At 49.4% G+C, this 23,110-nt stretch carries 21 protein-coding genes; 8 read left to right on the top strand and 13 right to left on the bottom strand.

The window, feature by feature from the left end:
- Nucleotides 1-59: 59 nt before the first annotated feature.
- Nucleotides 60-1,487 (top strand): hypothetical protein, encoded by a 1,428-nt coding sequence (locus KBW69_RS06455; protein WP_257280336.1) that lies wholly within the window; start codon nucleotides 60-62, stop codon nucleotides 1,485-1,487.
- Nucleotides 1,488-1,555: 68 nt separating this feature from the next.
- On the opposite strand, the gene KBW69_RS06460 is transcribed toward KBW69_RS06455, so the two are convergent.
- The 5 genes from KBW69_RS06460 to KBW69_RS06480 form a co-directional block, all read right to left on the bottom strand.
- On the bottom strand, nucleotides 1,556-2,632 hold the full coding sequence (locus KBW69_RS06460) for a dihydrolipoamide acetyltransferase family protein (protein ID WP_257280337.1): 1,077 nt from the start codon (nucleotides 2,630-2,632) through the stop codon (nucleotides 1,556-1,558).
- A gap of 23 nt (nucleotides 2,633-2,655) precedes the next feature.
- On the bottom strand, nucleotides 2,656-3,687 hold the full coding sequence (locus KBW69_RS06465; RefSeq protein ID WP_257280338.1) for an alpha-ketoacid dehydrogenase subunit beta: 1,032 nt from the start codon (nucleotides 3,685-3,687) through the stop codon (nucleotides 2,656-2,658).
- Complete coding sequence (pdhA, locus tag KBW69_RS06470; protein WP_257280339.1) at nucleotides 3,687-4,766, bottom strand: pyruvate dehydrogenase (acetyl-transferring) E1 component subunit alpha; 1,080 nt, start codon at nucleotides 4,764-4,766, stop codon at nucleotides 3,687-3,689. Before pdhA ends, KBW69_RS06465 begins: the two co-directional genes overlap by 1 nt.
- A 103-nt stretch (nucleotides 4,767-4,869) precedes the next feature.
- The gene (locus KBW69_RS06475; RefSeq protein WP_257280340.1) at nucleotides 4,870-5,916 is read right to left on the bottom strand and encodes a Glu/Leu/Phe/Val dehydrogenase dimerization domain-containing protein; all 1,047 of its coding nucleotides are present in this window, start codon (nucleotides 5,914-5,916) and stop codon (nucleotides 4,870-4,872) included.
- Between the two features lie 231 nt (nucleotides 5,917-6,147).
- Nucleotides 6,148-6,492 carry a multidrug efflux SMR transporter gene (locus KBW69_RS06480; protein ID WP_257254315.1) on the bottom strand — a complete coding sequence of 115 codons (345 nt, stop codon included), beginning with the start codon at nucleotides 6,490-6,492 and terminating at the stop codon, nucleotides 6,148-6,150.
- A gap of 212 nt (nucleotides 6,493-6,704) precedes the next feature.
- Between KBW69_RS06480 and KBW69_RS06485 the strand changes: the two genes are divergently transcribed.
- Entirely contained in the window at nucleotides 6,705-7,061 is a 357-nt protein-coding gene (locus tag KBW69_RS06485) for a PilZ domain-containing protein (protein WP_257280341.1), read from the top strand.
- A 1-nt stretch (nucleotide 7,062) separates the two neighbouring features.
- On the opposite strand, the gene lrp is transcribed toward KBW69_RS06485, so the two are convergent.
- Both lrp and alr read right to left on the bottom strand, forming a co-directional pair.
- Entirely contained in the window at nucleotides 7,063-7,551 is a 489-nt protein-coding gene (gene lrp / locus KBW69_RS06490; protein WP_257280342.1) for a leucine-responsive transcriptional regulator Lrp, read from the bottom strand.
- Nucleotides 7,552-7,807: 256 nt separating this feature from the next.
- Nucleotides 7,808-8,905, bottom strand: coding sequence for an alanine racemase (gene alr / locus KBW69_RS06495; protein ID WP_257274639.1), 1,098 nt, complete (start codon nucleotides 8,903-8,905; stop codon nucleotides 7,808-7,810).
- A gap of 323 nt (nucleotides 8,906-9,228) precedes the next feature.
- On the opposite strand from alr, the gene KBW69_RS06500 reads away from it, so the two are divergent.
- Entirely contained in the window at nucleotides 9,229-10,098 is an 870-nt protein-coding gene (locus tag KBW69_RS06500) for an SMP-30/gluconolactonase/LRE family protein (protein ID WP_257280343.1), read from the top strand.
- Here KBW69_RS06500 and KBW69_RS06505 read toward each other — a convergent pair.
- From KBW69_RS06505 to KBW69_RS06520, 4 genes are all read right to left on the bottom strand, one after another.
- Nucleotides 10,088-10,627: a YSC84-related protein gene (locus KBW69_RS06505; RefSeq protein WP_257280344.1), complete on the bottom strand. Its 540-nt coding sequence runs from the start codon at nucleotides 10,625-10,627 to the stop codon at nucleotides 10,088-10,090. The two genes, KBW69_RS06500 and KBW69_RS06505, sit on opposite strands and share 11 nt — an antisense overlap.
- A 205-nt stretch (nucleotides 10,628-10,832) precedes the next feature.
- A complete protein-coding gene (locus KBW69_RS06510; RefSeq protein WP_257280345.1) occupies nucleotides 10,833-13,187 on the bottom strand; it encodes an autotransporter outer membrane beta-barrel domain-containing protein in 2,355 nt (784 codons plus the stop codon).
- A gap of 214 nt (nucleotides 13,188-13,401) precedes the next feature.
- Nucleotides 13,402-14,403: a 4-hydroxythreonine-4-phosphate dehydrogenase PdxA gene (pdxA, locus tag KBW69_RS06515; RefSeq protein WP_257280346.1), complete on the bottom strand. Its 1,002-nt coding sequence runs from the start codon at nucleotides 14,401-14,403 to the stop codon at nucleotides 13,402-13,404.
- 112 nt (nucleotides 14,404-14,515) lie between these two features.
- Entirely contained in the window at nucleotides 14,516-15,274 is a 759-nt protein-coding gene (locus KBW69_RS06520; RefSeq protein WP_257274781.1) for a DeoR/GlpR family DNA-binding transcription regulator, read from the bottom strand.
- Between the two features lie 168 nt (nucleotides 15,275-15,442).
- Here KBW69_RS06520 and KBW69_RS06525 point away from each other — a divergent pair, with 168 nt between their 5' ends.
- The 5 genes from KBW69_RS06525 (at nucleotide 15,443) to KBW69_RS06545 (ending at nucleotide 20,195) form a co-directional block, all read left to right on the top strand.
- Entirely contained in the window at nucleotides 15,443-16,096 is a 654-nt protein-coding gene (locus KBW69_RS06525) for a paraquat-inducible protein A (protein WP_257274782.1), read from the top strand.
- Nucleotides 16,093-16,746, top strand: a complete 654-nt coding sequence (locus tag KBW69_RS06530; protein ID WP_257274783.1) for a paraquat-inducible protein A — start codon at nucleotides 16,093-16,095, stop codon at nucleotides 16,744-16,746. Before KBW69_RS06525 ends, KBW69_RS06530 begins: the two co-directional genes overlap by 4 nt.
- Nucleotides 16,743-19,046: a PqiB family protein gene (locus KBW69_RS06535; RefSeq protein WP_257280348.1), complete on the top strand. Its 2,304-nt coding sequence runs from the start codon at nucleotides 16,743-16,745 to the stop codon at nucleotides 19,044-19,046. The genes KBW69_RS06530 and KBW69_RS06535 overlap by 4 nt, the downstream gene beginning before the upstream one ends.
- 137 nt (nucleotides 19,047-19,183) lie before the next feature.
- Nucleotides 19,184-19,579: a thioesterase family protein gene (locus KBW69_RS06540; RefSeq protein WP_257254119.1), complete on the top strand. Its 396-nt coding sequence runs from the start codon at nucleotides 19,184-19,186 to the stop codon at nucleotides 19,577-19,579.
- The gene (locus tag KBW69_RS06545) at nucleotides 19,572-20,195 is read left to right on the top strand and encodes a hypothetical protein (RefSeq protein ID WP_257254118.1); all 624 of its coding nucleotides are present in this window, start codon (nucleotides 19,572-19,574) and stop codon (nucleotides 20,193-20,195) included. The genes KBW69_RS06540 and KBW69_RS06545 overlap by 8 nt, the downstream gene beginning before the upstream one ends.
- Here KBW69_RS06545 and KBW69_RS06550 read toward each other — a convergent pair.
- Together KBW69_RS06550 and KBW69_RS06555 are read right to left on the bottom strand one after the other, a co-directional pair.
- A complete protein-coding gene (locus KBW69_RS06550) occupies nucleotides 20,158-21,399 on the bottom strand; it encodes a hypothetical protein (RefSeq protein ID WP_257280349.1) in 1,242 nt (413 codons plus the stop codon). The genes KBW69_RS06545 and KBW69_RS06550 overlap by 38 nt on opposite strands.
- Nucleotides 21,400-21,647: 248 nt before the next feature.
- On the bottom strand, nucleotides 21,648-22,865 hold the full coding sequence (locus KBW69_RS06555) for a hypothetical protein (protein WP_257280350.1): 1,218 nt from the start codon (nucleotides 22,863-22,865) through the stop codon (nucleotides 21,648-21,650).
- Nucleotides 22,866-23,110: the final 245 nt, after the last annotated feature.

Consider the following 23,110-nt stretch of genomic DNA (forward strand, 5'->3'; position numbering starts at 1 on the left):
TTCATCGCTCCGTTTATGATCTATATTCCCTGTTCAGTCACTGTATCCGGGAAATCACCATGAAAAAGTTATTCAACCTGTTTCCGTTACTTTTGTGTTTGTTTTATTCGACGACACGGGCCAGCCCCCCTTCACAAAATGATTTTGATTTTATTAAGCCTTTTAATGACACCGCTCTGGTGGCAAACGGGCTTGAGTTAGCGGGAGGCATTGCCGGAGTCTCTGTGTCTACCCTGCTCAACCTGGGTATATGGTGGGGTGTCTGTAAAACAGCGGGTATAGTCACCGGGCTTTCAGAAACCTATGGTCTGGCTGCATCGGATACAAAGGAGCTGGAAGAGTTGAAAACGGATTTCTGTTGGCAACTGGCTCCCGTGATCTCTACCGCCGAAGTGGCACTGGCCGGGCATGTGTCTTCCTGGCCCCTGGAACAGCACTGGTGGAAACTCCTTTATTTTGCCGGTGCAGGAATGGACATTTATGGCTCTATGACGGAAACGAGGAAGCACATACCTGTCGGAGTCTTGACTTACCTTGCTTCAGAAGCGCTATCAAGAACCGGAGCCAGCGCTATTTCGGTACCAATGCTAAGAAAAATGAGGTTCGTAAGAGATATTACAACTAAAAGGTATGTGTCTGGGGAATACGCAATATTGTCTGTGATTAATGGGGTTATGGTTGGTGCTGTCACTTATGAAGCCTTGATCCATAAAGGCATCAGGCCAGCAAAAGCGAGTCTTGCTGCTGTTGTCAGTGCAGCGATTGTGGGAGCTCTCTCGGGAATCAGTTCAGAGCTAATAGTGGATGTGGACGAACAGACAAAGGCCGGAGTCGGAGTCGGAATCGGAATCGGAACCGGAGCCGGAGTTCTGGCTGGAGCCCTGGCTGGAGGCGTAGCTGGATCTGTATCGGGAGCTGGAATCGGAGCTGGAATCGGAGCCGGAACCGGAGCCGGAGTTCTGGCTGGAATCTTATCCGGAGCCGTATCCGGATCCGTAGTTGGAGCCGGAGTCGTAGCCGCGGTCGGAGTCGGACTTGGAGGTGTAATCGGAGCCTTAGCCGGAGCAGAAATCGGATCAAGTGCCGGTTCAGGAGTCGGGTCAGGAGTCGGTTCAGGAGCAGGATTAGGATCTTTTATCGGAACCCAATCCGGAGCCTTAGCCGGAGCTGGAGCTGGAATCGTAGTCGGAATCGGAAGCGGAATCGGAAGCGGAATCGGAATCACACTGGGAGTCGGATTCACAGCCACAGCCCTGTACGGAGTCGGAACCTTGCTTATGTTGGCCAGTTCCAAGTCCACCTCAGACCACCTGTGTACCAAAGCCGGTGTCACTTTGGTACCTGCGTTGACTTTCGCTGTTATCAACAGTCTTTCAAACTACGCTGTTTATGGCTATCCACTGGAACAAAGCTTTTCAGAGACCGCCTGGACTCAGTGGAAAAAGTTCTATGCGCCCCTTGATTATCTCTCAACTCTGTTTAACTGACAGATTCAACTTTCATGTTTTTCAAATAAATAATCGGCTTTTACCCATTGGCAAAAGCCGATATAAGATCATTCGGATAATTTCTGAAGCATACAATGCAAAAAGCGAGTCGCTTCACCACCAGTAACCGCTCGATGATCAAAGGTCAGGGAGATAGGAAGAACCCGGTGATTCTGAATCTGGCCGTCTTTGCTCACTACCCGGGTTCTCAGTCGGCCGATACCAATGATGCACACCATGGGGGGCACAACGATAGGTGTAGCGAACTGACCCGCGAAGACACCAAAGTTGCTGAGAGTGATGGTGGCACCCTGCATTTCTGATGGCGGAAGGCTGCGTTCCTCAACTGCTTTTCGAAATTTGTTAATGCTGTTTCTCAGCGAAACGGCATCCTGTTTTTCTGCGTCTCTGATGACCGGTACAAACAAGCCCTCTTCACTGTCAACCGCCAGTCCCAGGTGAACAGAAGGAAAGACTTCACGACTCATCATCGTTTCATCAAACCAGGCGTTCAGTGCAGGCTCTTCCTTGCAGGCAGAAGTAATGGCTTGAATCAGTCGAACGGTAATGTCTGCCCCTTTCGGCCAGTGCTCAATATCCACATCATCAAACAGAGTGACAGGTACCACCTCGGCATGAGACTGCGACATGGTTCGAGCCATGTGTTTTCTGACTCCTTTGAGAGGCTCAGGGTTTTTCAGAGGGTAGCTGTGACGAACGGAGTCTCTGCCAACACTTTTCGGATCGATGGATACACCGAGTTTGGCGGCCAGCTCACTGATGTGACCTTTGGTTGCAGCAGCAGGGGCGCTTGCTGAGTCAGGTGGTGTACCAATAAAAAAGCTGTCATCGGAGCTGTCATCATGAGCGGCGGTTGTCAGCTCGCCGACTACCGTGCCGGCATCTTCCTGATCACTGATAAACTCCAACAGAGGTGCTCCGGTCATGATGGTGTCGCCGGGTTTGCCACAGAGTTTTGCCACAACACCACTGATGGGTGAAGGCACGTCGACAATCGCTTTGGCGGTTTCGACCGAGACAATAATCTGGTCTTCTGTGACGGAGTCGCCTTTCTCAATATGCCATTCAACAATATCGGCTTCGGGAATGCCTTCACCCAGGTCGGGCAGGTTGAAAAATTTCATATTGTTGTCCTGTCCTGCTGATATCAGTGATACGCCAGTGTTTTCAAAGATGCCTTAATGATGTCATCAGGCTGGGGAAGATAATGACTTTCCATCCGGTAATAGGGCATGGTCGTATCATATCCTGTCACCCGTTCGATCGGTGCTTTCAGATCCATTAGAGCCTCCGAGGCCAGCTCGGCAGCAATTTCAGCACCGACGCCAAAGCTTCGGCAGGCTTCGTGAGTAATCACGCAACGACCTGTTTTGCGGACCGAAGTCAGAATGGTTTCCATATCAAGAGGCTTTATCGTGGCGACATCAATCACTTCGACTGAAACGCCATATTGTTCCAAAGTTTTGGCTGCCTGAAGGGTTTCACTCACGGAAGCTCCCCAGCTGATCAGAGTCAGGTCGGAGCCTTCCCTGAGTGTGAAGCACTTGTCCAGCGGTAACAGAGGTGTCTCTTCAGAGACGTCCTGTTTGACTGCTCGATAGATGCGCTTGGGCTCCAGGAACAGAACCGGATCAGGGTCATTAATCGCAGAGCGTAACAGTCCGTAAGCCCTGACCGGTGATGATGGAATGACTACTCTGATGCCGGGAATATGGGCAAACAGGGCTTCTGTACTTTCAGAATGATGCTCGGGAGCGCGGATACCCCCACCAAAAGGCGCTCTGACCACCATTGGGCAGCTCAGGCGTCCACGGGTACGGTTTCGCATTCGGGCAGCATGACACATTAACTGTTCCATGGCAGGAAAGATGAATCCCATGAATTGGATTTCTGCAACAGGCTTCAGGCCCTGAGTTGCCATTCCAATACTGATACCGGCGATCATGGCTTCAGCCAGGGGCGTGTCCATGACCCTTTTCAGACCGTACTTGTCTCTCAGGCCCTGAGTCGCGCGGAAAACACCACCGTTCACACCGATGTCTTCACCCAGTACGACGACCTCAGGGTCTTGTTTCATGGCGTGATCCAAAGCCAGATTGACGGCTTCAACCATGGTGATTTTCTCTGCGGTGTTGTCCACAGCCGATCGGATCAGGTTTTCAGATACTGAGCTATTCATCAATGCGTTCCTCCTTCGGCTTTAGCCATGGCGGCCTGCTTTTGCTTCTCCAGTTGCGGGGGCATATTGGCGTAGGTGTAATCAAAGAGGTCGCTAATAGCAGGGAGTGGCGTTTCCAGATAGGTTTTGACTTCTTTCTCGACCAGAGCGGCGGCTTCCTGCTTCAGTTCCTGTTCTTTCTGCTCATCCCATTGACCACGGTGATACAGGAAGTTTCTGAGTCGCTTTATCGGTTCCTTATTCCAGGCATCTTGCAGCTCTTCACTATTACGATAGCGACTGGCGTCGTCTGCTGTAGTGTGATCACTCAAGCGATAGCTGACGGCTTCAATCACGGTGGCACCTTTGCCGCCCCTGGCACGACTCATGGCTTCACTGACGACTTCGTGCAGAGCAACAACATCGTTACCGTCGACTTGTACAGAAGGCAGCCCGGCAGCCAAGCCTTTTTGAGCCAGAGTCGGTGCTCCGGACTGAATGTTGCGAGGAACAGAAATAGCCCACTGGTTGTTGTTGATGATAAATACCAGGGGCAGCTGCCAGACACCGGCAAGATTCAGAGCCTCTGTAAAGTCTCCTTTGGACGTGGCGCCATCGCCCAGAGACACCACAGCCACCTGAGGTTCGTGTCGAATTTTAATCGCGGTAGCCACCCCCGCAGCATGGCCCGCCTGAGTAGCAATGGGCACACAGTTCGGGAAATCATGACCCCAGGCTGGACCGGCGCTGCCTCGCTCATCTCCACCCCAATAGAGCATGACATCGGAGAGCGAAACCCCGCGTGACATTAGGCCGGGTAGGTCGCGGTAGTAAGGAATCAGTACGTCTTTTTTCTCCATCAGAGAACAAAAAACGGTGCTGATCGCCTCCTGCCCGAGGCAGGATGGGTAGGTTCCCATCTGGCCGGTTCTTTGCAGGGCGACGGCCTTGGCATCTCCTGCTCTGGCTATGACCATTGTGCGATAGTAATGAATCAGGGTGTCCTTATCCTCAATCCATTCAGGCAAGCTGTGAAGGACCTCCCCCTCCTCATCAAGGTACTGGTAGAACGGAATCTGACAGGAATCTTTGGTTTTCATAAGGCGCGCTCCAGCATTTTTTACTGTGGGACTCTTTTGATCACCGGGGTAAAAAGAAATGCGCATACCCATGGCTGTGATAAGTAATGGCTGCAAGCAGTCGTCAGGCGCTCAGTTGTCCGGATTGCTCTTCATATAGCAAAGCTTCTGCCATGTGATCGGCAATCAGACTGCTGGGAGTCCGGTGTTGCTGTTCATAGCGAAACACCCTCAGCAGAGTATCCTCTATGGCGTTGATACGATGATTCATTTCGTTCTGTGATTGACCTTGGTGTGTCATCGCAACGAAGATGAGTCCACCGGCGTTGATCAGGTAGTCAGGTGCATAGAGGATTCCCTTGTCAAACAGCCACTGACCACACTCGGGAGTCAGCAGTTGATTGTTGGCCGAGCCTGCTACAGCAGCGCATTGCAACTGATTGATAGTGTTTTCGTTGAGAATGCCTCCCAGGCCACAGGGGCTGAAAATGTCACAGGGAACTGAATAGATTTCCTCAGCACTTACGGCAGTTGCCTTCAATTCCTCAACGCACTGCTGAACTTTTTTTTCATTAATATCTGTGACAATCAGTTTGGCGCCGTCCTGATGCAGTAACTGGCAGAGGGCATAGCCCACATTACCGAGACCCTGAACAGCGATTGTTCTGCCTTTTAGTGAAGAGCCCAATTCCGGATGAGCTTTCAGCGAAGCCTGAATGCCTTTGTAAACACCGAGAGCGGTTGAAGGAGCAGGATTACCACTCGAAGAAGTGCAGGAAACGTGTTGAGTTTGAGAGGCGATGGTATCCATGTCAGAGACTCTTGAGCCGCTGTCCATTGCAGTGATGTAGCGGCCTCCGAGTTCGTCTATGAATTGGCCAAAAGCTTTGAACAGCTGCTCCCGATCGTAGCGGCCTTCCGGCTCCATGATGACGGATTTGCCGCCGCCGAGATCCAGACCGGCAAGAGCCGCTTTATAGCTCATGCCTTTGGCAAGACGGATAGCATCGGTCACGGCATCTTCAGTTGAGGTGTAGGGTATTATACGACAACCGCCGAGGGCTGGTCCTCTTCGGGTGTTATGGATTGCAACGATCGCTCTGAGACCTGAGGCTTCATCGTATTTCAGATGAATGTCATTGAGCCGGGCCTCTTTTATCTGTCTGAACATAACGGGATCTCTCCGCATGTGTCAGAGCTGATAATGCTCTGTTTTGCTTATTGTTATTTTTTTAGTTGCCAAGGGTCAGGGTGATGGCCCAAAGCGGCGGTGATAGAGGCTTTTAGCCTCTTCATCGATTACAATACTTCGGCAGGGGTATTGTCAACTGGAGAATTATGAAAGAGGTTGTTCCTATAGGTCACGAATCAGGCGGTTAAAACTGTCCCTGGTTTTGGCAGATTAATGACTCACAGAAGATGAAAAGAGATTGATGATCACGGTTCCGGTTAAAATAAAGCCAATGCCAATCAATGCATAGATATCCAGCTTTTGCCCATATATCAGCCATGACAAAGCTGAGACTAAAACAATTCCTGCACCACACCAGATCGCGTAAGCCACACCCAGTGACAGAGTTTGAACCGTAATTGACAAAAGATAGAAAGCCAGACCGTAGCCAACTAATACCGCCATTGTTGGTAAGGGGGAGGTAAATTGATTGGTCTTGGGTAGCCAGGACGTTGCAAAAACTTCCAACACAATCGCTAAGGTTAACGTCAGAGCAGGTGAGAGGGATAACAACATATCAGGCCGTACTTATACTGTAAATTGTCGGATTATAGGGTAATAAAATGTCAGCAATATTTCCCATCTGAGCGGGTCGAATATAAAACCCGCCAGCAGATGGAAAGAGGCTATTTTATAACAGAAGCGAGTGGGCACAGGCAGGAGAATTTTGTCATTTTGCTGAAAAGGCGGTATCTTGAAATTTCGCTCTACGAAAGAGAGGACATGTCATGACAGATACTGTACTTGAGAAGCGGCGGTATCCACGCAAGGTTCTGGCTGAGCCCGCACAGGTTGTGGACAATGACAGTGGTCAGTTACTGGGAGTTCTGGAAGATGTATCCAGAGGCGGATTCAGTATTACGACGGATCAACCTATCCGGTTGGAAGACGTCAGGAATATTACCATGGTATTGCCCGGTCTCAATGACACCGCACATCATGTAACGCTGGTGGCCAAATGTGTCTGGTGTCAGTCTGGCAATAAGCAGGGCGATCACACCAGGGACTTTGCCGCAGGATTCCAGCTTCACGATATTGAAGAGCAGGATGCAGTGGCCCTGAATTATTTCATCAGGGACTATTGAGTTAATCGGGAATTGGGAGATTCAGTGTTTCTTTCAGCTCTTCCATGACGATGTAGCTTTTGGACTCCCTCACTCCCGGAAGCTTTAGCAATATGTCGCCCAGTAATTCCCGGTAAGAAGCCATTTCTGAAATACGGGCCTTGATCAGGTAGTCAAAGTTACCGGATACCAGATGGCATTCCAGCACATTTGGCAGAGCGACAACCGCCCGTCGAAATTCGTCAAAAATATCTGCTGATTTGGTATACAGGCTGATTTCAACATAGACCAGTAAACCTGCCTGAAGATACTGGGGATTCAGTCGGGCACTATAGCCCTGAATAATGCCTTCACGCTCGAGACGCTTGACCCTTTCCATGCAGGGTGTGGTACTCAGTCCCACCCGGTCTGCCAGATCCACGTAGGAAATACGGCCGTTTTCCTGGAGTGTTCGAAGAATATTACGATCAATCCTGTCCAGTTGCCGGACGACTTCTTTTCGACTTCTCATTTCAGCAATCGTCTGATTCAGGTAATTTTGGGCATGGTGCAAATGACCGGATTGTCACAAGTGTCTGTACACTCTGATGCCCTTTAGACCGTGGCTTCTGGCCGTCATAAAAGTGCTTCAGCCACGGGTTAAGAAGAGTATGGCACGGGCAGAAAATATACAAGGGCTGAATCGGTTCTGCAATGTAAAGGATTGGACAGATACTTCGGTCATTCATATTTTCTGGCCAAAAGGATAGCTATTTTTTTAAATTGACTCAGACAGCCTCCTTACACTGAACCGGCTGAGTGTATGAGACGGAAACCCGGCTAATGTTACAGAACAGCTGGTAGGGGATGGTACCGGCATGTCTTGCAATTTCAGTCACTGGCAGGCCTTTACCCCAGAGCAAGGCAGAGTCTCCCACTTTCGCATCCGCCATTTCTGACAGATCAACCGTGAGCATATCCATAGAGACTCGACCCGTCAGTGGCACTGGCTGGCCATTGACGAGTACAGGTGTGCCATTAGGAGCGAGAGGGTAGCCATCGGCATAACCCATGGCTATGACACCCAAACGAGTCGTTTTGTTGGTGACTGCTGTACCGGCATAACCTACCTGGCTGCCAGCAGGAACCTCCTTGATATTGATGATGGCTGAATGAACTTCCATCACAGGCTTGAGCCTGTATTCAATATCATGAGAACGATCGAAAGGAGAGGCGCCGTAAAGCATAAGACCCGGTCGGCTCCAGTCGGTTCTGGCACCAGCGCAATGAATAAGACCAGCTGAATTGGCAATACTTCTCTCACCGGGTAATCCAAGGGTATGCTGCTCAAAAACTTCAAGCTGCTGCAGGGTGTAGCCATTGTCTGTTTCGTCGGCACAGGCCAGATGAGTCATCAACAGAATCTCGCTGATCCAGGGCAGTTGCTCAAGCCTTGTCCAGGCATCGCGATAGTGACCGGGAAGAATACCTACCCTGTGCATGCCAGAGTCCATTTTCAGCCAGACCCTGACCGGCTTCTCCAGTCGTGTTTGTTCAAGTTGTTTTATCTGCTCCGGACTTTGGACGACAATATCAAGGTTTTCTGAGGCAATCTCTGTGAGTTCGCAAGGATCAAAGAATCCTTCGAGAATAAGCAGGCGGTTTCTGACGCCGGCTGCCCTCAGCTCCAGGGCTTCTTCAATGCAGGCCACCGCAAATCCGTCGGCTTCCTCTGACAGCGACTGTGCACAGCGGATGGCACCATGACCATAAGCGTCAGCTTTTACAACGGCCAGAACATTGCCCCCGGCTGCCAGTGATTTAGCCAGTCGATAGTTATACTTGAGAGCGTCAAGATGGATGACGGCTCTGGCCGGACGACTCATAGTTGCTGCATTTCCCCCGAGTCACATCAAACAGTCACGAGCTGAAAATGCAGCTCACGCTGAAGTCTGAATACTATCAGTTAATAATTTATTGCTCTTTAAGTGTTTTTATTAATTCTATTAGAGACTAAATAATACCCTGTATAGCTATATCTCCCTACAGTTTGTTTCTTATTGTTCTAAACAAAGAAGCACCATCTGTATCTAAACTGTCTCTCCACATGAACGTTCACAAGCGACTGAAGCTGTTTTTATACCTCCCCGATAGAGGTAACGTTTTTTCGGTCACGGCAAACACAGCGAACAAGCTAAAGAGGATTAGTATGATTTTTGTTGAAGGGCTGGAGTATCCTGAGTCCGTTTTGATACTAAACGACGGCAGTCTAATTATTTCAGAGGTCGGTCAGGAGAGAGGTCGGCTGGTTCGGATTGCGGCCTCAGGAAAAGAACGTCATGTTTTTGCGCAGGTCGACAGACCCAACGGTATTTTACAGGACAACCATGATGGCAGTATCTGGGTTGCCGAAACCCATGAACCGTCACTGATCAGGCTCAACCCGGATGGCTCGCTGGCAGAGAGGCTTTCCGGAGGCAGTGAAAGCCCCTTCCTTTGGCCCAATGATATGACTCTTGGGCCTGATGGGGCCATTTATCTGACGGACTCTGGTATCCGCGTCGCTGACCTGATCACGGAAGGGGGAGCCGATCCGGAAGTCTGGGAGGGGCCGATGCAGGGAAAATTGTTTCGAATTGATCCTGTCAGCAAACAGGTGGATTGTCTTGATGACGGGTTTCGTTTTGTCAATGGTATTGCCTTTGCTCCTGATGGAAAGCTCTATCTCAGTGAGTCGGTAACAGGGAATATCTATCGCTACCCGTTTACGGACAAACTGGAGGTTTCCAGTCGGGAATGGTTTGTATCGGTCACCGATACCGCAGGTCCATGCCGGGTTGTAGGGCCCGATGGCATCACTTTTGACAGAGAGGGTAACCTTTACGTTGCGATGTTTGGTCAGGGGCATGTGGCTACCGTCTACCCCAATGGTGACATTCATCGAACGATTGTGACCAGAGGCTCCTGCCCCACTGATGTGGTTTTCGGCGCAAAGGGCAGTAAAAGACTTTATATCACCGAATATCAGCGGGGTAGAGTTGAAACGACTGAAGTGTCTAACGAGGGTTTTACTTGTTAATTTTTGTGATTTTGGAACCTTCCAGAGTCAGGTTATACATCAATCCTTTGTTATTGCTGATAAAGCCGATGATGGGGGCTTTAGCGGTTTTGGTGTCTATAGCTTCTCCGGCACCAAACTCAGCAATGGCAATACTGCCATCGACACCTGCTTCCCAACCCTCGCTATTCAGGAAGTCGTTCAAAGCTTCGTTGGTCATGAACATGACAATCTGGGAACGAGCCTGTGCACCCAGCTGGAAACCGATAGAGGCTGATAACGTATTGTAGTAGTCTTGTATTGCTCCACCTTTTATAAGTGCGCCTTCACCGTATTCGCCACCCACAACCAGTCCGCCTTTAAGTACCTTGGGGAAGACCAGAATTCCTTTAGCTCTGCTGCCAAGAGATTTTGCAGCACTGCTCTGCGCATAAAGATTTTTTAACGCTTCATACACGGTCGCATTGAGTTCAGTGCTTGAAGCGGCGTGAGCAGAAAATGACAAGAAAAGGGTAAAAGCCGTTACGAGGAGATGTCTGAGAGAAGCCATATTAGTGCGATTCCGAGAAATACTGTCGGTTAATGATGTGACTTGCAGGTTGTGTAAAACAAATGTACCTGTTCAATTTTCCGGGAGGATAGTATCAGATAAATGAATTCAAAGGAGTGTTAAAAACTGCAATTTGGAAGGACGGGTGAGGAGGAAAACGAGAGTACAACACTCTGAAACAGAGTCCTCTCGAAAGCGTCAAAGCTTAGAAGTCGTACTTCATTCTCAGATAGTAGTTCTGGGCTTTGTAGTCTGAACTCTGGTTCAGTTCATAACCGACAACGAAGCTCATGTTATCGTTGCGACGATAGGTAACATCGGCTGAAACCTGATAGCTGTTCTTGACGGCGTCGGCTCCTTTAGAGGTGAACTCGGTGCCACCCAGAACGTAGCGTGTAGTGGTTTCTACCACGTCGCCCTTGAAGTCATGCCAGGCCATCAGTCTCAGAGAAGGCTCGACTTCGCCCTGACTGACTCTGAAAGCCTGACTGATTTCTACGCCAGCACCCAGCTCAACCTTTTGATACTTCTGGCTGTCTACATCCAGGGCAAAACCGGTGGCATACTTGTCTTCTTCTTTAAAATCTTCACTTTTGACCAGGGAATAGTTGAAACCGACCATTGGCACTACCTTCATCTCACCAAAGCTCTGGTTCATCCCCAATATGGTGGTCAAGCCGAACTGGTGACTCGTATAGTCTGAAGTAATCGGGGCATCGACAAAGCCATCGATGAAGCGGCTGCGCTCGTTGTTACTGCGACCGACGTTAATCACGCCATCCAGGAACCAGTTCTCCTGCTCCCATGAACCATAAAGGCTGAACTGATAGTTTTTGATGGTAGAGTTGTCATTAGAGTTGTGTTTGTTGACTTCAGCATTGGCCACTGTGAAGGCAGCTCCCAGCAGGTAGTCATCGCTGATGTTGGTTTCAGCGCCCAGTGTCAGACCGCTGAGATCTGCATCGAAACCAAACAGCTTGTCCCCACCATCGTTTCTGCGATCATCCTGAGTGACGTCTGAGCCCAGAACCTGCAACCAGAAACCCTGACTGGTGTAACTGCCACCGTATGCCAGTCCGGTGTTTGAAGCCTCATCCTCCTGAACTGCTCTGACGTGCGCCAGGACGTTGCTCTTAACCTTGGCTTCTGCCGTCACGTTGGTGATCTGGATGGCGTCAGAGTTGTTGAATTTACTTTCTCTGGCGACCTCAGCCAGTTTCTTTACATCCGTTATATTGGAGACCGTGCGGTAAAAGTTATTGAAATTCGTGGAGTTCACGGGATCTTGGGTAATGACTGCCATCATAGCGGCCAGAGCTTCTTCAGTAGTGGCGCCAGCGCCTTCCTGTGCAACCAGATTCTGAAGTGATTCGCTGGTTCTTGGTGTCAGATCTGTGATCAGAGTATTGCCGGTCTGTGTGACCGCGGGAGTATCAATCAACACAGAGTGCTCAATCGTTATATCGGAAGCATTCAGGTTGGTGGTGGCTTCAATGATTTTTGCATCTTCAACGGTGTTGCCAGATTCTACGACTTCCTGAGAAGGAATAATTTTCAGCTTTGAACCTGTACCAATGTCGGCAGTACCCGTGACAACCAGAGCTGCATTAGTGTCGGAATCTGTATCCAGCTCTGTTGTAAGGAGTCCTGTTGAATAAACAGTCAGATCACCATCAAGCGTCTGTGATCCGGGCTTGTCAAAGCTTGCAGTACTAAAGACTTTGACGTGTGTTGAACCGGAATTTTTCTTAATATCACCTCGGAAACTGGTGACGTCCGAACCTGATCCAGCGACTGTAATGGTTTCAATATCCTCAATATCGCCACCAAATGTCGAGTTACCAGCTATCGCCAGACTATCACCGGTGAGAGGAGAGCCCAGCACTTTTCCCTCTATCGTACCGTTAGTGACGCCCATGAGAAGGGCACCACCGGCACCGCTGAAGTCAACGGCAATCTCACCGTTTGTTTTCAGCGTACCGCCATTAACGACGATCGAAGCACCTGCTCCCAAAAAACCTCCATCGGCTGCTGTGATGGCTGTGTTACCTTGCAGTGTACCGGTTATGGTGACAGTGCCTAGCAGCTCTTCTTCAATTCTGAGAGCATCTCCGTCCTCGACCTGAATGGTACCGCCCAGGTAGGTCTCTCCAACATTGATTTGAACGACGCTGGAGGTGCCGTCTTTCAGCAGAATACCGTGAGCTGTACCTTTACCATAAAGGCCGCTGAACGCAGGCATGTGCACGGCGTAGCTGGTATTGGCTCCGTTATAGAGCAGAATGGCCACGCCATCGGGGTTGTCGAGATTGATATTGACGGGTTGGAATACAGAGCCCTGAACGTAGAAAGTACCGTTGTCTGCATCCAGAATGAATGCATAGGGGTCAGTCGCGTCAGCATTAACATTTCGAGTCACTGCGCCGAAGAGTCCGGTGGCGGCATAAGTATCACCATCGTTGGTGACTTCTGTAACGGCACTGGACTTGGCAGCAATAAGTGGAATGGTCGCAGCAATGACTGCTGCGAGAGTCTTCTTCCTGAACAGGCTCTTTTTCATCTTTTCTTCCTTGAGTAGAGGTCTGCGACTTTTTTCTATTTCAGAACTGGCTGAATCCGCTATCGGCAGAGAGTTGAGAATACTTCAGGGTTGAAGAGAAAAAATTGGAAAAAAAGCCTGGCCCGGGTCCATGGGCAGGTCTGGAAGTCGATATTTTTTATTCCGTTACTGTTTAGGATTAATGGATTGGTAAAACGCTTGCAGTAGCAATGAATCAAAGAGCCAGTGTTCCCATCATTCTCAGATAACGGATCGCAACCTTTATTGCTTCGGTCATGCTGACGGCAGAAGCAACACCTTTTCCGGCAATATCATAAGCGGTGCCATGATCTACTGACGTTCTTAGAAAGGGCAAGCCACAGGTGATGGAAATGGTTTTATGGAAGTCCACCATCTTGGTCGCGATGTGTCCCTGATCGTGGTAGAGCGAGATGACGGCATCAAACTGTCCATTCAGAGCCTGATAAAACACTGAGTCGGCAGGCAAGGGGCCCGACACGTTGAATCCAAGTTGTTGCAGTTTACGGACAGCGGGCCAGATTTCTTCTTGTTCTTCATGTCCAAACAGTCCGTTATCTCCACAATGAGGATTTAACCCTGCTATAGCCAGGTGAGGGGCCTCAATACCTAGCGATTTCAGGGCATCAACCGCGCTTTCAGCACATTGAATCAGGTTCTTTTGAGTAACGAAGTCACACGCCAGCCTGAGAGACAAATGTCGTGAGAGAAAAAATACTTTCAAGCCTGCAACCTCAAACAAAGTGAGTGGGTGTTTGCTGTCTGTCAGATCGGCAAGAATTTCGGTGTGTCCTGTTTCTCTGATATTGGCTGCGTCCAGAGACATCTTGTTAATGGGAGGCGTTACAAGAGCGTGGGCTTCTTTGTCCAGAGCCAGTTGAGTTGCGAGTTGAATACAGTCGTAGGCCATCTTTCCTGCGGCAGCGGAAACCTTGCCCAGCTCGAAAATTTGGCGGGGGTTGGGAGGCTCAAGGACATTGAGAATACCCGTCCGGGGATCAATATCTGCACAGGTCTTCACAGACTTGATAGTAAGGGGCAAATTGCAGGACGAGATAGTTTGCTGAAGGATCTCCACATAGCCGACGACCAGTAATCGAGAGGCATCGGAAAAGTCATTGGCTGAAAGTGCTTTTATCAGGACTTCCGGGCCGATTCCGGCCGGGTCGCCCATTGGCATACTGATCAGGGGTTTCATTACTCACAGCAACATCTGGCTGGTCTCAACCTATTTTATAGCTGTGAGTTTAGAAGATGTCACCACGCCAAAGAAGCTGTCGCAAAAGGTGTGATGAGATGCTGTCGCATCATCAGGAGCGGATAATATGACCGCCTGATTCCCTGATGGCCGCCAGACTCTCGTCATCGAAACGGCTGTCCGTGATAATGGTATCCAGCTCATCCAGCTGACAGATAGTCTTCATGCTGGAAGCTCCGAACTTGCTGGAGTCTGCCAGCAGAACACTGCGGGTTGCACGTTCCAGCATCTTGCGACGAATAAAGTAATGGTCGGTAGAGGCAGTGGTCATACCGTGTTGCAGACTCCAGCTGTTGGTCGCCAGAAAAGCAATGTCTGCGTTAATGCTGTCCAGGAAAGACAGGGCGGTTGTGTCACAGTGAGCCTTGGTAATGGCGCTGACCAGACCTCCCGTGGTGTAGACCCTGGCGGTGGAGGAGTCTGAAAGTTGCAGAGCGATCTTCAGGTCCGGGGTCACAATGGTGACCTTCATGCGCATCATCAGTTTGGCCAGGGCCATGGTGCTTGTACCGGCATCCAGCAGAATGATCTGTCCTTCCTTGACCAGCTTGAGGGCCTCGTGAGCAATGGACTTTTTCTCTTCAATGTTGACAGCGTTCTTCTTTTCGTAGGGGATATCTTCCATCAGGAAGCTTTTGGATACTGCACCGCCATAGGTGACGCGCAGTTTGTCCTCCTGCTCCAGAGTGCGTATATCGCGACGAATAGTCATCTGGGAAACATCGAATTTCTCCGCCATCTCTTCGATATTGGCACAACCTTTTTCTTCAACGTAAGACAGAATGTGCTCTCGACGCTCAACGGGAAGCATACCTTGACCTCTTGAATCATTGTGTATCTGTTATTGACGCCTCACAGTGAACCGGGGCGCAGTACTGGTCCGTGCTGCCGATATAGAGACAAGGCAATCAGAACAGCTAAAATTCACTGGCAGATTATATGGCAGAATTTGTTCAGTTTCTTCCCCAGATATACCTGTATGGTTAAAAAAGAGACGAGTTTTGATTCAGGCATCAGGCTTTGTCCTGACTGTGACCTGATGATAAATACCCCGGTCTTCAGACATGATCCAGCCTATCGGCAGCAGGCTGCATGCCCTCGATGTGGCTGTGTGCTGGAGTCTCACCGCCCTGCAGGCATCCAGCGTTGCCTGGCTCTTGTTGTGACCGGTTTAATTCTGTTCATACCGGCCAATTATTACCCTGTTCTGTCCATGGACATTCTGGGGAATGTTCAGCAAAGCACCATTTCCGGAGGTGTTGTCGCTCTTTATCAAGGGGATTATGGTGCAATTGCCTTACTGGTTCTGTTGTTTGCCATTCTGATCCCTCTGCTGCGTCTTTTGATTCTGCTTCAGATCATAGTGACTAGCATCAAAGTTCCTGCCGTCAACGGCCGGTGGCGCAGGTTATCCAGAAGTCTGCTCAGACTGTATGCCCATCTGCAAGAGTGGGGTATGACGGAAATCTATTTTCTGGGTGCCCTGGTGGCGGTCATCAAACTGGCAGATATGGCCAGTGCGCAGGTAGGCATAGGCTTGTATTGCTTTGCCGGGCTGATGCTTTGTGAATTGATCATCACCCTGAACCTGAATGAACATGAGATCTGGACAATGCTGGGAGAGGATGAATGACTGCATCGGATCCGGATCAATCCAGCCTGATGTCCAGTGGTGCTGACCGTGGGATAAAACTGTGTCTGGATTGCCACAAGGTTTGTCAGGCAGAAGATGACCGATGTCCCCGTTGTGGCAGTAAAGTGCGGTTAAGAAAAAAAGACAGTCTGTCCCGGTCCTGGGCTCTGACCCTGACCGCCGGACTGCTCTACATACCTGCAAATATGCTGCCGATAATGACCGTAAGCCGATTTGGGCGCAGCAAGCCGGATACCATCATGTCGGGTGTTATAGAGCTGGTGCATCATGGTATGGCACCCATTGCTCTGTTGGTTTTTACAGCGAGCATCCTGGTCCCTCTGATGAAACTTTTGGGCATGGTGTGGCTGCTGGTTTGTGTGCATACACGAAGGATGAACCCGGGTCGTCAGACCGTCTTGTATCGACTGATTGTCTGGATTGGCCGCTGGTCCATGCTGGATATTTTTATTATCTCGCTGCTCGTTGCACTGGTGCAGTTCGGGCATTTGGGCACTGTGACGGCGGGTCCTGCGGCTTTTGCGTTTGCTGCGGTAGTGGTGCTGACTATGTGGGCGGCAATGAGTTTTGATCCCAGATTACTTTGGGACCGGTCAAGGCAGTTCAGTCTGAAAGGAGATCAACAATGAGCGATAAAAAGATCGCTGTGAACGCTGATCTGAAAGAGCGTCGTCGTGTTCCAGCCATCTGGCTGCTGCCTGCCATTGCTTTGATGATCGTTGCCTTTCTGATCTGGAGAACCCTTTATCAACACGGTCTGGAAGTTCACGTTCACTTTGACAGCGCCAAAGGCATGCAGGTGGGCAAAACAGAAGTCAGGTACAACGGTCTGGCGATCGGTAAAGTGGCCCGAATGACCATGACAGACGACCTTGAAGGTGTCGATGTCGTGCTGGAAATGGACCGGCAGATGGAGAATTATCTCAGGGATAACAGTCAGTTCTGGCTGGTTCAGCCGCAACTTTCTGTAGCGGGAGTGTCTGGTCTGGATACTCTGGTCTCTGGCAACTATATCGCTTTTAAGCCTTCTGGGAAGGGTAGCAAGCAGCTGTCCTTTTCGGCGCTAAAGTCGCCACCCACGCCGGGCATTAACGAAGGTGGACTGAGCCTGATACTTCAGGCTGATGAGTTGTCTTCTGTGCAGGAGGGTAGTCCGGTTTATTATCGTCGTCTAAAGATTGGCGAAGTAACTCGTTACGCTCTCTCGTCCGATGACGAAAGGGTCGATATCCATATATACATCAAGCCGATGTTCAGACATCTGATTAGAAAAAATACCCGCTTCTGGAATGCAGGGGGAGTGGATATTTCCGGAAGCCTGACCCACCTGAAGGTGAGAACTCAGTCGTTGATTTCCATGATTCAGGGCGGGGTTGCTCTTTACACTCCGGAATGGGAGGAAAAAGAGCCGGAAGCTTCCGATGGAGCCCGCTTTCCTTTGTATAACGATTATGATGCAGCGGAAGCGGGTATCCGTATTTCTATTAAGTTCCCTCTGGATGTTGCCCTTGGTCAGGAGAAATCAAAAATACTGTTCCATGGTATGGAAGTGGGCGTTATCAAAGATACGTCGTTTAATGAGGATTACTCAGCCATTATTGCCGAGGCCGTTATTCGTCCCGAAGCCGGGAACATTCTGGTAAAAGGTGCCCGTTTCTGGATGGTGGCACCACAAATAAACCTGAAAGGCATCACCGGTCTGGAAACCTTGTTGGCTGGCCGCTATATCGCTATGGATGTCAGTCAGGTTGATATGAAAAAAGCAGAACCGGAAAAAGAGTTCATGGGTCTGGCCAATAAGCCTCCGGCTTCACCCTCCTCTCCGGGCTTGCACCTTGAACTCAGGGCCGACTCTCTTGAAGGCCTGAATCAAGGGAGTCCTGTCCTCTACAGAAAGATGCCTGTCGGTGAGGTGGAGTCCTACTCGCTGGGAAAAGACGGTGTGGTGGTCAAAATATTGATCAAGCCTGAATATCAACATCTTGTGAATAAAAGTACACTTTTCTGGAATATCAGCGGTGTGACATTGGAAGGTGGATTGCAGGGGTTCAAGGTCAGGGCGGGCACACTAAATTCTATGCTATCAGGCGGCATTGCATTTAAAACCCCTAACCCTGATGCAGCCAGAGTTCCCAACAAAACCCGGTTTATTTTGTATGACGATATTAATCAGGCAAGCGAAACAGGCAAGTTCATACACATTCAGTTTGAATCTGCGGATGGCCTTCAGGTAGGTACACGACTGAAGTACAAAGGTTTGGAAATGGGAAGAGTAACAGAGCTTAATCTGGATGATGCCAAAAAAGCCATACAAGCCACAATATTGCTTAATGAAAGCGCAGATTGGCTGGCTCGCAGAGGTTCCAGATTCTGGCTGGTCAAACCCAAACTTGGCCTGACTAACACGGCTCATCTGGAAACACTGCTGACGGGTCTTTATATCAGCGTGTCGCCGGCACGCTCTCAAGCTGCTGCCAAGCGTGATGTTTTTGTTGCAGACCCACGAGCGCCTGACGACCAGCCTCGCTCTGGTGGTCTGCGTATTCAGTTGGTCAGCACTCAACTGGGCTCCATTAAACCGGGCAATCCCGTTTATTACCGGGAAATTCCGGTAGGTGTGGTCACCGGATTCAAGCTAGGTAACCCGGCCAACAAAGTCATTATTTTTCTCAACATCGAGGATCGCTACGCTCCGCTGGTCACCAAAAAAAGCCAATTCTGGAATGCCAGTGGCGTGGATTTCCACTTTGGTTTGTTCAGTGGTGCCAGCATTCGAACAGAGTCTCTCGAAGCGGTTCTGGCAGGTGGCATCGCCTTTGCGACACCAGAGCAGGGAGTTCGGGTTGCTCCGGAAACGTCGTTCGAGTTGGCTGACGAACCGAAGCCTGAATGGCTGAAATGGACTCCTGCCATTGTGTATCCTGAATAGCTTCAGACATGCTAAACGACTATTTGCATCTTTTTCTCATGCAGGCATCATAGGAAACTGATTAAACAATAATACTGACAGCAGGAAGCCATTGCAGTCTATTCAAAGCAGGTTTCCAATTATAAAGAAGAATACTGATGTACCTGCATACCCTCTCTCCCCGCTTTTCTGAGACAGATGCCCTGGGGCACATAAATAACACGGTTCTGCCCGTATGGTTTGAACAGGCCAGAGAGCCGATCTTTCGTCTGTTTTCTCCGGGTCTGGATACCGAAACCTGGCGACTGATCATTGCCAGAATTGAAGTGGAATATACAGCACAGCTAAAGTACGGGGCTGATGTTGAAATCAGAACCTGCCTTGAGAAGGTGGGTAATTCATCCATGTGTATCTATCATGAAGCTTGGCAGAAAGACGTTCTGGCGGCACGAGGCAAGGCAGTGTTGATTCACTATGATTATCAGGCCGGGAAAGCTTCTCCCATCCCTGAAGATATCCGACAAGCGTTGTCAGAGCAGTCCGGTAATGGCTGATGTCCTTGAAATCAGGGCCGGTTCCGGGGCTCTGGCAAAAATACGAGATGAAGGTCTTCCTCAGTCCGGTATTGATGTCATGCTGGGAGCTTCGGGCGGTCCTAAATGGTTCGTGCTAACAGGTCTGGACAAGTGTCTGATAGGAGAATACTTCAAAGACAGGCAGCAACCCCTGAACCTTCTGGGTACCTCAGCGGGAGCCTGGCGTCTCAGTTGTTATGCTCAGGCAAATGCCCGGGAGGCCCATCACCGACTTGAGCAGGGTTATTTGCTGACGGAGTATTCAAGCAGGCCTGATGCCAGGGAGGTCAGTCGAAAGTGCCGGGTTCTGTCTCGGGACATGCTTGGGGAAAATGGAGCAAACGAGATTGTTGCCAACGAAATCATGCAGTTTAACCTGATCGCCGTTAAGAGTCGGGGGCCTATCAAAAGCGATGTGAACTGGAAACAGCTCTCGGGACTCAGCCTTGCAGCTATCAGCAATGCCATCAGCCGCAAAACACTGGGGGCTTTTTTTACCATTCAATGGAGTCAGCACAACAAACGTCTACTGACTCCTGAACTTGTGATGATTGCACTTATTGACTTATTCCACCATCAGTGGCGATTACGCTGACGGGAAGGCCAGGATTAATCCGATCTCTGAGATTGAGTCTACACAATGGGTGATATTCGTCATCCTGAATAACATAGGTTCGAGGGGTTGTAAAAAGGTGTAAAGATAAATCTGCATTGTGCTCGTTTTCACTGACTACATTCATAACGGCTGTGAGTACATTCATTAAGTTATGTTGTTTAAAACGCACTGGCAGGGGCAGGTTTTGTTCATTGATATCCATTGTCGGGGTTCCCCATACCAGATGAATATACGTAGAATCTGTTTGACCGTCACCGCTGCAAAGGCTGCACCCAGTGAATGCATCCGGAATAATAGCTGCAAGCATCACCGGCGTGACTGTGCTCGCGGCAGCCTGATTACCCCCATCGGCCACTGCCATTCGGGTAATGATCAGCTGTATCAAATTTCCTTCCTGAATAGCTTGAAAAACAGAAGTGAGATCGATCATCAGTGAGGCGTTCTGAAACTCAGCAGTGAGCAGGTGAAACATTCCCATATCTGACAGATCCGGCCATTGGGATGAGTCTATTTTCGCGGCTCTTTCTTGAGTCAGAGTTTCTACCCTTTCATGGATTGGGGACTTCATTACATGGATTGGGTGATTTATTACTATTGGCCATTCGGCTCCGGCTCCTGCTCTGCGCGCTGCCAGAAACATTTTTTTCAAGAACTCCATCTGCTTTTGCTTTTGCTCCACCATCTCAAATAGCTTTGGCAGACGCTCCCTATCCCCCTCGTCCAACTTAAAATTTACATGATCTAACCCCCTGAGATTGGCCACATCTACCAGATTAGAAGCAATCTGCTCAGCCAATACCCTGACACATTTATCGGCATCTGCTTCCCGCTCGATGGCATCAATAATCCTGCGTACGACTTTAACATGAACAATTAACGCATCATTATTTTCATCCTTCTCTACCGTCAAGAACCTATAGGGTAAGGGATAACCCTCATCGGGATCAGGTGTCTCAGAGCTCGTTGCTCCGGTGGTGTTTTTTGCTGCAGAGCTTTCCAAATCTTCATCAGCGCAGGATGACGAACCAGGTGGTGGAGAAGTAGAATTCCCGGAATCACAGGTTCGGCAGAACAGCTCTTTGCCGCAACGCTGACAGGTACAGGGGGCAGCCAGCACTTTCACACTAAGCAACAAAACAAATAAAGAAAGCCATCTCGATGGATGAATAACATAACCATGCATATCTCAATCCGTCCTTAATAAAAAAACGAATATGAGCATAGACTAAAATTTTGCACTGCCCGCCAACAGAATTCATAGAGAGAGGCAAGTCCCATACTACTCGATCATATGACGAGCTCGTCCGGGATCAGAGGTCAGTTCATGATGCGTTCAAATCGCATCGTCAGAATCAGTAGAGTAAACGTCTTCTGACTTATAAGTCAGTGATGATTGCACTGAATGTATTAATTCGACAATACTGTGCGCAGTCAAAAGGACTTATCAGTGGCAAAGCCGCCAAGAAAAGGATCAGGATTAATCGAATGTTCGATATTGATCGTTGATGGTAGAGGATCTTCGATGTCCTGAATAGACATTTGAGGGCTCAGAAAAAAGTGTAAAGATAAATGAGCATTGCGCCGTCTTTTACCGAGCGCCTGCATAATGGCTGTAAGTACGTTCATTAAATTATCCTGATTAACATGCACTGGCAGCCGCCCTATTAGCAGGTGCATATCCGTAGACTCTGTATGACCGTTCATAGCAGGGTCCGGAATAATAGCTCCAAGCAATATCGGCTTAACTGTGGCGGCGGCAGCCTTGTTGCCCTCATCGGCCACTACCATTCGAGTAATGATCAGCTGTATCATATTTCCTTCCTGAATAGCCTGAAAAACTGAAGTAAGATCCATCATCAGTTGGGAATTCTGAAACTCAGCACTGAGCAGGAGAGTCATTCCCATATCTGACAGGTTCGGCCATTGAGAGGGGTCTATTCTCGCAGTTCTCTTATGAGTAAGGGCTGTTGCCTTTTTGTGGATTGGCATCTTTTTTATCTGCAGGGCTCCTGCATTAAGCTGTGCCTGATGCAGTTCTTGCAACCTCTCCAACTGACTGTGAGCCCCCTTCTTCATCTGTTTTTGAAAGCGACGCATAAAAAATTTCAGGGACTTATGCAGGTTTTGAGGATCCCGCCTCTCCATTTTCTTTTGACAGTGATGCTCCCCCTCCAAACTAACATCCAATTCATTCACATCCATGTCTTCAGCAATCTCGGTCATATTCAGAGCAAGTATCTTGGCAACTGCCCTTGCATATGCATTGCCGTCTTCCCGCTCAAAAGCATCCAAAGTCTCGTCACTAACTTGAATTCGAGCCTTCAACGAACCTTCATTTTCATCCTTCGTTAACCAGATCCCATAGGGTGACGGATCTAACTTGGGGGGAACAGGTATCTCATCGTTCGTTGCTCCGGTGGCGTCCTTTTTGGCTGCAGAGTTTTTCAAACCTTCATTAGCGGGGGATGACGGACTGGAAGCCAGAGAAGTAAGCTTCTCGCAATCACAGGCTTGGCACAACATTTGCGGATCCTTACCGGGCTCATTCTCTTTACCGCAATTCTTACAGGGGCTAGCTGACACTTTTAGGCTAAACAACAAAATAAATAAGAAAAACCATCTCGCCAGATGAATAAAATAATGCCGCATATCTCAATCCGCCCTTAATCAAAAGCGAATATGAGCATAGACTAAAATCTTTCCCTGCCAGCCAGAATATGTCTCAACGAAAGGCAAGACCCGCCCGGCCCGATGATATGTCGGGGCCATGAAGGATCAGGGTTCATTCCATGATGCGGTTCAATCGCAACATCAGAACCAGCAGTCTGGCCGTTTAAAACTTTTCAACCTGAAGCGCTGATTTGAGGACGTCTTCAAAAATCACAACCCGGCTG

The organism is Endozoicomonas sp. ISHI1 (assembly GCF_024606225.1).
Classification (GTDB): domain Bacteria; phylum Pseudomonadota; class Gammaproteobacteria; order Pseudomonadales; family Endozoicomonadaceae; genus Endozoicomonas_A.